This is a genomic window from Atlantibacter subterraneus (genome assembly GCF_007570865.1).
Classification (GTDB): Bacteria; Pseudomonadota; Gammaproteobacteria; order Enterobacterales; family Enterobacteriaceae; genus Atlantibacter; species Atlantibacter subterraneus.
Map to the genome: position 1 here is coordinate 165,887 of NZ_VLPS01000004.1, position 11,370 is coordinate 177,256.

The window sequence follows — 11,370 nt, forward strand, 5'->3', positions numbered from 1 at the left end:
CATCCTAACCAATGAATTTCCCTTAATAAATCCCGTTTAACCGCAATTTAACAGAGTAAAATCTGATATCTGTCGCTGGCAGTATCCTGCCCTGCCCTGCGAATGATAGGCTTCGCGTCCAATAATCTGGCAAAGGAGTAAAAAAGCAGCGCAAAGGCCCAAAAATTACCCTTACAAAAAGTAGATTATGGCAATTGAGATCCCGATCACTGATAGATTGACGCCATAAATGTATCTTTCCGCCCGAAAATAGTTACGGGAAAAAATAATAAAAATCCCCTCTTTACCAGTATTTCGTTTTACAGTCAGGCGCTTTTGCATTGGATGTCTCTAAAAGCCTGATTTTTATGCTTCCTCCAGGAGAAACAGATGGAAACCACCCAAACCAGCACCATTGCGTCAACCGCGACGCGTAGTTCATGGCGCAAAACCGACACCATGTGGATGCTTGGCCTGTACGGCACGGCAATCGGCGCAGGTGTTCTTTTCTTACCGATTAACGCCGGTGTCGGCGGCATGATCCCGCTGATCATCATGGCGATCATTGCTTTCCCGATGACCTTCTTTGCACACCGTGGGCTGACCCGCTTTGTGCTGTCAGGCAAAAACCCGGGCGAAGACATCACTGAAGTGGTTGAAGAGCACTTCGGCGTTGGCGCAGGCAAACTGATTACCCTGCTCTACTTCTTTGCTATTTACCCCATCCTGCTGGTATACAGCGTGGCAATCACCAACACGGTCGACAGCTTCATTACCCACCAGTTGGGTATGACTGCGCCGCCGCGTGCGATTCTTTCTCTTATCCTGATTATCGGCATGATGACCATCGTGCGTTTCGGTGAGCAGATGATCGTGAAAGCGATGAGCGTGCTGGTGTTCCCGTTTGTTGCGGCCCTGATGCTGCTGGCGCTTTACCTGATCCCGCAGTGGAACGGCGCGGCGCTGGACACGCTGTCCCTGAGCTCTGCCTCTACCGGCAACGGCCTGTGGATGACCCTGTGGCTGGCTATCCCGGTAATGGTGTTCTCTTTCAACCACTCGCCGATCATCTCCTCCTTCGCCGTGGCGAAGCGTGAAGAGTACGGTGTGGACGCAGAGAAGAAATGTTCACGCATTCTGGCCTTCGCACACATCATGATGGTGCTGACGGTCATGTTCTTCGTATTCAGCTGCGTACTGAGCCTGACCCCGGCTGACCTGGCAGAAGCGAAAGCGCAGAACATCTCGATTCTGTCTTATCTGGCTAACCACTTTAACGCGCCGATCATCGCCTGGATGGCACCGATCATCGCGATTATCGCTATCACCAAATCCTTCCTCGGCCACTACCTGGGCGCGCGTGAAGGCTTCAACGGTATGGTGATTAAATCTCTGCGTGGCAAAGGTAAATCTATCGAAATCAACAAACTGAACCGCATCACTGCACTGTTCATGCTGGTTACCACCTGGATTGTGGCGACCCTGAACCCGAGCATCCTGGGCATGATTGAAACCCTGGGCGGCCCGATTATCGCAATGATCCTGTTCCTGATGCCGATGTATGCCATCCAGAAAGTACCGGCTATGCGCAAGTACAGCGGCCATATCAGCAACGTATTCGTGGTTGTGATGGGCCTGATTGCCATCTCCGCTATCTTCTACTCGCTGTTCGGCTAATAGCCTCGTCCGCGCCGCTCGCTGAGCGGCGCATGCCCTTACCTCTCACTACGCAATGGATGCATCATGATTAGTGTTTTTGATATTTTCAAAATCGGTATCGGTCCTTCCAGTTCCCATACTGTCGGGCCGATGAAAGCGGGCAAGCAGTTTACGGATGATTTAATCGCACAAGGAATGTTGCGTGATGTTACCCGTGTCGTTGTTGATGTTTACGGTTCTCTTTCCCTGACGGGCAAAGGCCACCACACTGATATTGCTATCATTATGGGTCTGGCGGGCAACCTGCCGCACTCGGTTGATATCGATAGCATTCCTGGCTTTATCCAGGACGTTAACACCCATGGACGCCTGCTGCTGGCGAACGGCGAACACGAAGTCGAGTTCCCGGTCGATCAGTGCATGAATTTCCACGCTGATAACCTTTCCCTGCACGAAAACGGGATGCGCATTACCGCGCTTGCCGGTGACAAGGTGGTTTACAGCCAGACTTATTACTCCATCGGCGGCGGCTTTATCGTCGATGAAGACCACTTCGGCGTGACCAGCGCGTCACCGGTTGAAGTGCCTTATCCGTATAAAAACGCGGCGGATTTACAGCGCCATTGTCGCGAAACCGGCCTGTCGCTCTCCGGCCTGATGATGAAAAACGAACTCGCTTTGCACAGCAAAGAAGAGCTCGAAACGCATCTGGCGCAGGTATGGGAAGTGATGCGCGGCGGCATTGAGCGCGGCATCACCACCGAAGGCGTCCTGCCGGGTAAACTGCGCGTACCGCGTCGTGCTGCGGCGCTGCGCCGTATGCTGGTAAGCAGCGACAAAACCACCATGGACCCGATGGCGGTGGTTGACTGGATCAACATGTTCGCGCTGGCAGTTAACGAAGAAAACGCCGCAGGCGGCCGCGTGGTCACCGCGCCGACCAACGGCGCATGCGGCATCGTTCCGGCGGTGCTGGCGTACTACGACAAGTTTATCCGCGAAGTGAACGCCAACTCGCTGGCGCGTTACCTGCTGGTTGCCAGCGCTATCGGCTCGCTCTACAAAATGAATGCCTCTATTTCCGGTGCGGAAGTGGGTTGCCAGGGTGAAGTGGGCGTAGCCTGCTCTATGGCGGCGGCGGGGCTGGCAGAGCTGCTGGGCGCAAGCCCGATGCAGGTGTGCATCGCGGCGGAAATCGGCATGGAACACAACCTTGGCCTGACCTGCGACCCGGTTGCCGGACAGGTGCAGGTGCCGTGCATCGAGCGTAACGCTATCGCTGCTGTAAAAGCGGTGAACGCCGCGCGTATGGCGCTGCGCCGCACCAGCGAGCCGCGCGTCTGCCTCGATAAAGTTATCGAAACCATGTACGAAACGGGTAAAGACATGAACGCCAAGTACCGCGAAACCTCTCGCGGCGGCCTGGCGATGAAAGTCGTCACCTGCGATTAACTCCCCTTCTCCGCCTTCCCCGTTAAGGCGGAGCTGTTTTTGCGGCATATCTTCCTGATTTCCCCTCATTTGTGGTTCATGCTTTCGAGAAATGATAGGGTAGCCCCACATTGACACGGAGGCGGAAACCATGGCGGTACTCTTAATCGTTGACGCACTGAATCTTATTCGTCGCATTCATGCCGTACAGGGTTCGCCCTGTACAGATACCTGCATTCATGCGCTTCAGCAGTTAATCGTGCACAGTAATCCGACCCACGCCGTCGCCGTGTTTGACGACGAGGCGCGCGATAGCGGCTGGCGTCATCAGCTGTTCCCGGATTACAAAGCGGGACGCGCACCAATGCCGGACGATCTGCACGCAGAAATGCCCGCCCTGCGCCGGGCGTTTACCGACCACGGCGTAGCGTGCTGGCATTCCCCGGGTAACGAAGCAGACGATCTCGCTGCTACCCTGGCGGTTAAAATCGCCAGCGCCGGGCATCAGGCGATGATTGTTTCCACCGATAAAGGCTACTGCCAGCTGTTGTCACCGGCCATCCAGATCCGTGATTACTTTCAGAAGCGTTGGCTGGATGCGCCGTTTATCGAAAATGAGTATGGCGTCGCGCCGCAGAGGCTTCCGGATTACTGGGGACTGGCGGGCATCAGCAGTTCAAAAATCCCCGGCGTGGCGGGCATCGGGCCGAAAAGCGCCACCCAGCTTATTAGCGAGTTTGGCTCGCTGGAAAATATTTATGCCAATCTGGAAAACGTGCCGGAGAAATGGCGTAAAAAGCTTGAAGCGCACCGCGAGAGCGCTTTCCTGAGCCGGACGATTTCGACCCTGAAAACCGATCTCCAGCTGGACGGCAATCTGCAACAGCTGCGCCTGACGCGGCGCTGAGCCTGAGAAACAACAAAGGGCCCGCAGGCCCTTTAGAAAAGTGATAACAGCTTAGCGCTCGTCGCGCCGTCCGCCCACCGCCGCCCACATGCGGCGTACGTGTACGGTCACTTCTTCACGATCGTGATAAAGCTGACGCGCCTGGATCTGGGCACTGATGCTATTCGCATCCAGCTGTTGCTGAATAAACGCGATATTCTGGGACACTTCCTCGTAGCGTTTTTTCATCGGCAGCTTGAGGTTAAAAATCGCCTCGCGGCACCAGCCGTTGACCAGCCACTGCGCCATCAGTGCCGCCACTTTGGCCGGTTTTTCCACCATATCGCACACCAGCCAGGAGATGTTATTGCGGTTGGGACGATAGCGGAAACCGTCTTCGCGCAGCCAGGTGACCTGCCCGGTATCCATCAGGCTTTGCGCCATCGGGCCGTTATCCACCGACGCCACCCACATATTGCGTTTCACCAGCTGATAGGTCCAGCCGCCGGGGCATGCGCCCAGGTCAACGGCGTGCATGCCGTTCGCCAGACGTTCGTCCCACTCATCCGCCGGGATAAACACGTGGAACGCTTCTTCCAGCTTCAGCGTCGAGCGGCTGGGCGCATCGGCCGGGAATTTCAGCCGGGGGATACCCATGTAGAACGGGGAATTGTTATTGGTGTACGAATAGCCGGTGTAGCAGCAGCCGGGAGCAATAAAGAAAACGTGCACCACCGGGCGTTTCGGGGTTTCGAACTTCGCCAGCACATTGGCTTCACGCAGCGCGGCGCGCAGCGGCACGGTGAATTTGCGGCAGAACTTCATCAGCTCTTTGCTTTCATTGGTGTCAGCCACTTCCACACGCAGGTCGCCGCCCTTTTCCACCACGCCCTGCAACATGCCAACGATCGGCGTAATACGATCTTCCGGCGGCAGGTTTTGCAACAGTTCGCCGCCAACGAACATCTGACGGGCGAAAATCAGCGAACTGAACGGCAGTTCGCGCGCCAGTTTATCCGCCTCTTCCGGCTGATAGCATTCAAAAATCACGTAGCCGGATTGCTCTTTAACGCGTGCAAACCCATAAACGTTCAGGAGAGCCGCTTTATCGGTAATCTCCGCCGCACACTCTTTCTCAAAACCCTGGCGGCAATACAAAATTACCTTATTCATGCCCACTGCCTTTTCGTTTCAGACGCACTGCGCCAATTAACATCAATACCCAACCGGCGAGGAAGCTGACGCCTCCCACCGGCGTAACAAACGCCCACAGGCGCAAATGTGACAGCGCCAGGCAGTACAGACTGCCGCTGAACAATACGGTGCCCAGCGCCATAAATACGCTGCTCCAGTAAAACCAAATGCTGATCCGGCGCTGCATCGCGACCGCCAGACCGAATATCGCCAGGGTATGAAACGCCTGATATTGCAGGCCGGTCTGGATCCATCCCATCTCCATCGGCCCAATGGTTTTGCTTAATACGTGCGCGCCAAACGCCCCAAGCGCCACAAAAATAAAGCCGCTAACGGCAGTAAAAATCAGCATGAATCGGCTGGTCATGTGTTAGCCCTAAAGTAATGCGCACCCGAGGTACGCAAAAAATTGATTATTGCTCATAGCGAAAACGGAATTTTTCCTGCTCGCTGGCTGCTTTCGACAGGATCCATTGACGAAAGGCCGCTATTTTACCCAGTTCTGCCTGGCTGTCATGACATACCAGATAAAACGCGTTTTTACTCACCAGCACATCATTAAACGGGCAAGCCAGCCGCCCGGCTTCGATTTCGGTTTGCGCCATCACGTTATTGGCTAACGCGATGCCCTGCCCGTGGATCGCCGCCTGCAATACCATGGCGCTGTGGCTGAATATCGGTCCCTGCTGCACGTTAATATGAGTAAGACCAAGCTGACGCGTATAAGTTTGCCAGTCGCGACGCGATGCATCATGCAATAGCGTGTGGCGCGCTAAATCTTCCGGTGTTTTCAGCGGTTTATCGCCGGTTAACAGCATCGGCGAGCAGACCGGCAGCAAATATTCTGCATACAGCTTTTCAACCCGCAATCCCGGCCAGTTGCCGCGTCCGTAGAAAATCGCCACATCGACGTCATCCGCCAGCTTATCTTCCTGGCGATCGACCGCCTGAATTCGCACATCAATGCCGGGGTAGGCCATATTAAAGCTGGAAAGACGAGGCACCAGCCAGTGGATGGCAAAGCTCGGCAGCAGGCTAACCGTCAACGCGCCCTTCGCGCTGCGCGCCTGAAGTTTACGGGTCGCCTCGGTAAGCTGCGAGAAAATTTCTTTGATGTCCAGAAAATAACTCTGGCCCTCTTCCGTGAGCAATAGCGAGCGATTGCGTCGGCGAAATAGTTTTAATCCGAGAAAGTCTTCCAGAGACTTAATTTGATGGCTCACTGCCGCCTGGGTGACGAACAGTTCTTCGGCCGCCTTGGTGAAGCTTAAATGGCGGGCTGCTGCATCAAATACGCGTAATGCGTTAAGGGGTGGTAATCGCTTTGACATGGGCACCGGACTTGTATGTTAATGCTCAGTAACAAACAGGAAACAAGAGTTAACCTATTAGTTTTTTTTATCTGAGACATTATAAATTGTCCGTTGAGGTTGCACCAGCAAATACCTATCATTGCGGCACTTCCTGAGCCGGAACGAAAAGTCATTGGGATGGTCGAACGATAGTTCTGAGGGCTTTTGGCTTACGGTTGTGATGTTGTGTTGTTGTGTTTGCAATTGGTCTGCGATTCAGACCTCGGTAGCGAGACTACCCCTTTTCACTTCCTGTACATTTACCCTGTCTGTCCATAGTGATTAATGTAGCACCGCAAATTGCGGTGCTTTTTTTTATCTACTGCTTGCTATTTCTTAGCGTTCCAGCTCAACCATCTCTTTGATATCGCTGTGATTGATCTGCTGCTTGTTGCCGTTGGCATCGGTATATTTGATCATACCGGTTTCTTTATCGGTTTGCGGCTTGCCTTCGGACACGATGGAGCGGCCATCATTGGTGTGCATCACATAGTTCGGGCTGGAACAGGCGCTCAGGGCAAAGGCCATTACACAAGCGGATACTACTGCGGCTGTCTTATTCATATTCTTCTCCTCGTAGAGTTTCATGCTCTGTAAAGCTCAACTGCTAACAGGCAAAAATATTTGCCAAACAATAATTAGCATAACGTTCTTTCGCTGGGTTGCCTGGATAAACAGACTAATCCGAGGATTATCAATCGCCTTGTGTCAGCCAGTGAAATGCGCCACGATCTTATTAAATGAGAGGATCGCCATGACAGCATTCAACCCCACCCTTTTTCGCAACGCCTTTCCCGCGCTGGCTGATGCGGGCGTGTATCTGGACAGCGCCGCCACCGCCTTAAAACCGCAGGCGGTGATCGACGCCGCACAACAGTTTTACAGTTTAAGCGCCGGTAACGTTCATCGCAGCCAGTTCGCCAGCGCCCAACGCCTGACCGCGCAATACGAAGCGGCGCGCGATCGTGTCGCCCGGCTGATCAATGCCCCAAACAGCCATGACATCGTCTGGACGCGCGGCACCACCGAAGCGATTAATATCGTCGCCCAGTGTTACGCGCGCCCGCGCCTCAAGCCGGACGATGAAATTATCGTCAGCGTTGCCGAGCACCACGCTAACCTGGTGCCCTGGCTGATGGTGGCGCAGCAGACCGGCGCACGTATCGTCAAGCTGCCGCTTAACGCCAGCTATTTACCGGACGTGGAGAACCTTGCGGCGCTCATCACCTCGCGCACCCGCATTCTGGCGCTGGGGCAAATGTCGAACGTGACCGGCGGATGCCCGGACCTGGCGAAGGCCATTGCTATCGCCCATGCGGCGGGCGCAGTGGTCATGGTGGATGGCGCACAGGGCGTGGTGCATTGCCCGGCCAACGTCCAGGCGCTGGACATTGATTTTTATGCCTTCTCCGGCCATAAGCTCTACGGACCCACGGGGATCGGCGTGCTGTATGGTAAAACCGCGTTGCTAAACCAGATGGAGCCCTGGCTTGGCGGCGGAAAAATGCTCACCGAGGTCTCGTTCGACGGCTTTAAACCCAAGCCTGCGCCCTGGCGTTTCGAAGCCGGTACGCCGAACGTGGCGGGCGTGATGGGGCTGAGCGCGGCGCTGGAATGGCTGGCAACGGTGGACGTTATTGAATCGGAAAGCTACAGCCGCGGGCTGGCGACGCTGGCGGAAGATGCGCTGGCTAAACGCCCCGGTTTTCGCAGTTTCCGCTGCCAGGATTCCAGCCTGTTAGCCTTTGATTTTGCCGGCGTTCACCACAGCGATATGGTGACGCTGCTGGCGCAATCCGGCATTGCGTTGCGCGCCGGGCAACACTGCGCCCAGCCGCTGCTGGCGGCGCTTGGCGTTAGCGGCACGCTGCGCGCCTCTTTTGCGCCCTATAATACCCGGCAGGATGTAGACGCGCTGGTCGCCGCCGTTGACCAGGCGCTGGAACTTTTGGTGGATTAAATGACAAGTACATTTCTGGCCGGACATCCGTTCGGCACCTCGATCACTGAAGAAACGCTGCGCCAGCAGTTCGCGCCGCTCAATCAGTGGGAAGATAAGTATCGCCAGCTCATCCTGCTGGGCAAACAGCTGCCGCCGCTGCCAGCGGATTTGAAGCAGGAAAATATCGAGATTGCCGGATGCGAAAACCGCGTCTGGCTGGGGCATACTCGCCAGGCCGACGGCACATTGCATTTTTACGGCGACAGCGAAGGCCGGATAGTTCGCGGCCTGCTGGCGATCCTGCTGACGGCGATTGAAGGCAAAACGCCGGAGCAGTTGATCCGCCAGGATCCGCTGGCGCTATTTGATACGTTAGGATTGCGCGCCCAGATTAGCGCTTCCCGCAGCCAGGGGTTAGACGCCCTGGCGAATGCGGTGGTGCAGGCGGCGCGGGAATCCTGACCGTTACGCGGCGCGCGCCGCTTTAGCGAGCATTTTCTTTAACGCGTGGGACACGGCGACAAAACCAAAGGTCGCCGTCACCATGGTTGCTGCCCCGAAACCGGAGGCGCAGTCCATCCGCTTTGGCCCTTCTGCGGTGCTTTTCGCCCCACACACCGAACCGTCCGCCTGGGGGTAAACCAGCGCTTCCGTCGAAAACACACAGTCCACGCCCAGTTTGCCCTTGCTGTTTTTCACCACGCCAAAATCGCTTTTCAGCCGTTCGCGCAGTTTTGCCGCCAGCGGGTCCTGAATCGTTTTCGCCAGATCGGTGACCTGGATTTGCGTCGGATCGATTTGCCCGCCCGCGCCGCCGGTGGTGACCAGCGGGATTTTATTGCGGCGGCAGTAAGCGATCAGGGCAGCTTTAGGACGCACGCTGTCGATGGCGTCAATCACGTAGCTAAAGCCCTGGTTGAGCAGCGCGGCGACGTTATCCGCCGTCACGAAATCATCCACCACCGTGACGCGGCATTCGGGGTTGATCTGCCGCAGGCGCTCGGCCATCACTTCCGCTTTCGCCAGGCCGACGTTATCGCGCAACGCGTGGATTTGCCGGTTAGTGTTGGTGACGCACACATCGTCCATGTCAATCAGGGTGATCGCACCGATGCCGGTACGCGCCAGCGCTTCCGCCGCCCACGACCCCACGCCGCCGATCCCCACTACGCAGATATGCGCGTCTGCAAACAGTTGCAGCGCCTGTTGACCATATAAACGCGCCGTGCCGCCAAAGCGGCTACGCCAGGCGTCCGTCATTACCACAGCCATGAAAACCTCAGAACCAGAAGGCGGGCCAGAGACCCGCCATGAGAAAGGATTAACCGTTAAACACGTTGCCAGTGCCCGGTGCGGCTTTCAGCACCCAGACGCGGCCATAGTGATTATACCAGCCCGCGCGATGACCGGCGTCTGCGCCGATGCCCTGATAGATGTCGAAATGTTGGCCTTTGATTGCCCCACCTACATCCAGCGCCACCATCACGCGCAGCTCATATTGTCCGTTGAACTTGCCGTTGTTGTCCAGCAGCGGGACTTCCGCCAGCAGCGTGGTGCCTGCCGGAATAATAGACCGATCGGAGGCCACCGATGCGCGGCCAATCAGCGGTACGGCGCTCGCGCCCTTCACCGGCGAATAGCTTTGCGGTTTAAAGAACACGAACGACGGGTTATTCTCTAACAGTTCGCGTACCTCCGCCTCGCTGTGCGTTTCGCCCCAATGGCGGATCGCCTGCATCGACATATCTTCTTTCTTCACTTCGCCACGGTCGATCAGCACCTTACCGATGGCGTAGTAGCCGTGACCATTTTTGCCCGCGTAGCCAAAGAACGTCAGCGGGCCGCCGTCGCCGAAATCAATATAGCCGCTGCCCTGCACGTCCATAATGAAGTTATCCATCAGGGAGTTGCTGTAGGCCAGCACATAGGATTCACTCAACGCGCCCGCGTAAATTTCGGCACGTGACGGCAGGCGCCCGCCACGCTTAGGCGGCATGCGATAAATCGGATACTGAAATTCGCCCTGACGGGTATGACGCGCCTGGATCACCGGGGTGTAGTAACCGGTAAACTGGACGTTGCCGTAGTTATCCGCGCCTTCCATCTGCCAGGCGTCAAGGCCGAACTGGCGCATGGTGCGGGTGTCGCCACCGGAACGCAGCCACTGCTGCACCGCCGAGTAGACATTGCTCTGATTGTTGTACAGGCGCGGCGATGCATTGCGGATTTCCGTCACCTGCTGGGCAAAATCCCCGGCGTTAATCGGCGCGCCCATGGCGTCGGGCTGGTTAACCAGGGAAAACGGCTGGTTTAGTTTGCCGTCTTTATATTGCTGACCGCGATCGGTCGGTTTTGATGAACAGGAGGCAAGCACTACCACCATCGCTCCTGTAAGTAATAACTTTGTCCAACGTCCTTTCATTCTCAAGTCTCAGTTTGCCGCGCCGTGCAGGCGAAGATAGCAAACCGTTCCGGCTAATGAAATGCGCGCCTAGCGCAATATCGCCATAACGTCTAAAAATTGCGCATTTGACCAGATATTTAGCCCGTGAGTGCCAAAAACGGCGCTTTTGTTACAAAAAGGGTTGCATCGAAATGTCAGCGGAGTATAGTGCGCATCCACGGACGCGGGGTGGAGCAGCCTGGTAGCTCGTCGGGCTCATAACCCGAAGGTCGTCGGTTCAAATCCGGCCCCCGCAACCAATTAAAATATAGAGAAGTACAAGCAGTACGGTGACGCGGGGTGGAGCAGCCTGGTAGCTCGTCGGGCTCATAACCCGAAGGTCGTCGGTTCAAATCCGGCCCCCGCAACCAATTAAAATATAGAAAAGTATAAGCAGTACGGTGACGCGGGGTGGAGCAGCCTGGTAGCTCGTCGGGCTCATAACCCGAAGGTCGTCGGTTCAAATCCGGCCCCCGCAACCAAC

At 56.0% G+C, this 11,370-nt stretch carries 11 protein-coding genes and 3 tRNA genes; 8 read left to right on the plus strand and 6 right to left on the minus strand.

The window, feature by feature from the left end; translation table 11 throughout:
* Positions 1-369 precede the first annotated feature (369 nt).
* The 3 genes from sdaC (at position 370) to xni (ending at position 3,976) form a co-directional block, all read left to right on the plus strand.
* Positions 370-1,656, plus strand: a complete 1,287-nt coding sequence (gene sdaC, locus FND52_RS09845; protein ID WP_125295582.1) for an HAAAP family serine/threonine permease SdaC — start codon at positions 370-372, stop codon at positions 1,654-1,656.
* A 66-nt stretch (positions 1,657-1,722) separates the two neighbouring features.
* Entirely contained in the window at positions 1,723-3,090 is a 1,368-nt protein-coding gene (locus FND52_RS09850) for an L-serine ammonia-lyase (protein WP_144130667.1), read from the plus strand.
* Positions 3,091-3,220: 130 nt separating this feature from the next.
* Positions 3,221-3,976, plus strand: a complete 756-nt coding sequence (gene xni, locus FND52_RS09855; protein ID WP_144130668.1) for a flap endonuclease Xni — start codon at positions 3,221-3,223, stop codon at positions 3,974-3,976.
* Positions 3,977-4,027: 51 nt separating this feature from the next.
* On the opposite strand, the gene rlmM is transcribed toward xni, so the two are convergent.
* The 4 genes from rlmM to FND52_RS09875 form a co-directional block, all read right to left on the minus strand.
* On the minus strand, positions 4,028-5,128 hold the full coding sequence (rlmM, locus tag FND52_RS09860) for a 23S rRNA (cytidine(2498)-2'-O)-methyltransferase RlmM (RefSeq protein WP_125295579.1): 1,101 nt from the start codon (positions 5,126-5,128) through the stop codon (positions 4,028-4,030).
* Complete coding sequence (locus FND52_RS09865; RefSeq protein WP_125295578.1) at positions 5,121-5,516, minus strand: DUF423 domain-containing protein; 396 nt, start codon at positions 5,514-5,516, stop codon at positions 5,121-5,123. The genes rlmM and FND52_RS09865 overlap by 8 nt, the downstream gene beginning before the upstream one ends.
* A gap of 46 nt (positions 5,517-5,562) precedes the next feature.
* On the minus strand, positions 5,563-6,480 hold the full coding sequence (gene gcvA, locus FND52_RS09870; RefSeq protein WP_125295577.1) for a glycine cleavage system transcriptional regulator GcvA: 918 nt from the start codon (positions 6,478-6,480) through the stop codon (positions 5,563-5,565).
* Positions 6,481-6,837: 357 nt separating this feature from the next.
* Positions 6,838-7,065 carry a YgdI/YgdR family lipoprotein gene (locus tag FND52_RS09875; RefSeq protein ID WP_125295576.1) on the minus strand — a complete coding sequence of 76 codons (228 nt, stop codon included), beginning with the start codon at positions 7,063-7,065 and terminating at the stop codon, positions 6,838-6,840.
* Between the two features lie 190 nt (positions 7,066-7,255).
* Between FND52_RS09875 and csdA the strand changes: the two genes are divergently transcribed.
* Together csdA and csdE are read left to right on the plus strand one after the other, a co-directional pair.
* Positions 7,256-8,461, plus strand: a complete 1,206-nt coding sequence (gene csdA / locus FND52_RS09880; RefSeq protein ID WP_144130669.1) for a cysteine desulfurase CsdA — start codon at positions 7,256-7,258, stop codon at positions 8,459-8,461.
* Complete coding sequence (gene csdE, locus FND52_RS09885; RefSeq protein WP_144130670.1) at positions 8,462-8,905, plus strand: cysteine desulfurase sulfur acceptor subunit CsdE; 444 nt, start codon at positions 8,462-8,464, stop codon at positions 8,903-8,905.
* A gap of 3 nt (positions 8,906-8,908) precedes the next feature.
* Here csdE and tcdA read toward each other — a convergent pair whose 3' ends face one another.
* Together tcdA and mltA are read right to left on the minus strand one after the other, a co-directional pair.
* Positions 8,909-9,715, minus strand: a complete 807-nt coding sequence (gene tcdA, locus FND52_RS09890; protein WP_144130671.1) for a tRNA cyclic N6-threonylcarbamoyladenosine(37) synthase TcdA — start codon at positions 9,713-9,715, stop codon at positions 8,909-8,911.
* A 49-nt stretch (positions 9,716-9,764) separates the two neighbouring features.
* Positions 9,765-10,865, minus strand: a complete 1,101-nt coding sequence (mltA, locus tag FND52_RS09895; RefSeq protein WP_125295572.1) for a murein transglycosylase A — start codon at positions 10,863-10,865, stop codon at positions 9,765-9,767.
* 204 nt (positions 10,866-11,069) lie between these two features.
* Here mltA and FND52_RS09900 point away from each other — a divergent pair.
* From FND52_RS09900 to FND52_RS09910, 3 genes are all read left to right on the plus strand, one after another.
* A tRNA-Met gene (locus FND52_RS09900) sits at positions 11,070-11,146 on the plus strand.
* A gap of 34 nt (positions 11,147-11,180) precedes the next feature.
* Positions 11,181-11,257 (plus strand) — tRNA-Met (locus FND52_RS09905).
* 34 nt (positions 11,258-11,291) lie between these two features.
* Positions 11,292-11,368: transfer RNA gene (locus tag FND52_RS09910), tRNA-Met, on the plus strand.
* Positions 11,369-11,370 lie beyond the last annotated feature (2 nt).

Excerpts from the sequence above, each read along its gene's own strand:
- sdaC (WP_125295582.1), top strand. The coding sequence starts at position 370 with ATGGAAACCACCCAAACCAGCACCATTGCGTCAACCGCGACGCGTAGT.
- FND52_RS09850 (WP_144130667.1), top strand. The coding sequence starts at position 1,723 with ATGATTAGTGTTTTTGATATTTTCAAAATCGGTATCGGTCCTTCCAGT.
- xni (WP_144130668.1), top strand. The coding sequence starts at position 3,221 with ATGGCGGTACTCTTAATCGTTGACGCACTGAATCTTATTCGTCGCATT.
- rlmM (WP_125295579.1), bottom strand. The coding sequence starts at position 5,128 with ATGAATAAGGTAATTTTGTATTGCCGCCAGGGTTTTGAGAAAGAGTGT.
- FND52_RS09865 (WP_125295578.1), bottom strand. The coding sequence starts at position 5,516 with ATGACCAGCCGATTCATGCTGATTTTTACTGCCGTTAGCGGCTTTATT.
- gcvA (WP_125295577.1), bottom strand. The coding sequence starts at position 6,480 with ATGTCAAAGCGATTACCACCCCTTAACGCATTACGCGTATTTGATGCA.
- FND52_RS09875 (WP_125295576.1), bottom strand. The coding sequence starts at position 7,065 with ATGAATAAGACAGCCGCAGTAGTATCCGCTTGTGTAATGGCCTTTGCC.
- csdA (WP_144130669.1), top strand. The coding sequence starts at position 7,256 with ATGACAGCATTCAACCCCACCCTTTTTCGCAACGCCTTTCCCGCGCTG.
- csdE (WP_144130670.1), top strand. The coding sequence starts at position 8,462 with ATGACAAGTACATTTCTGGCCGGACATCCGTTCGGCACCTCGATCACT.
- tcdA (WP_144130671.1), bottom strand. The coding sequence starts at position 9,715 with ATGGCTGTGGTAATGACGGACGCCTGGCGTAGCCGCTTTGGCGGCACG.
- mltA (WP_125295572.1), bottom strand. The coding sequence starts at position 10,865 with ATGAAAGGACGTTGGACAAAGTTATTACTTACAGGAGCGATGGTGGTA.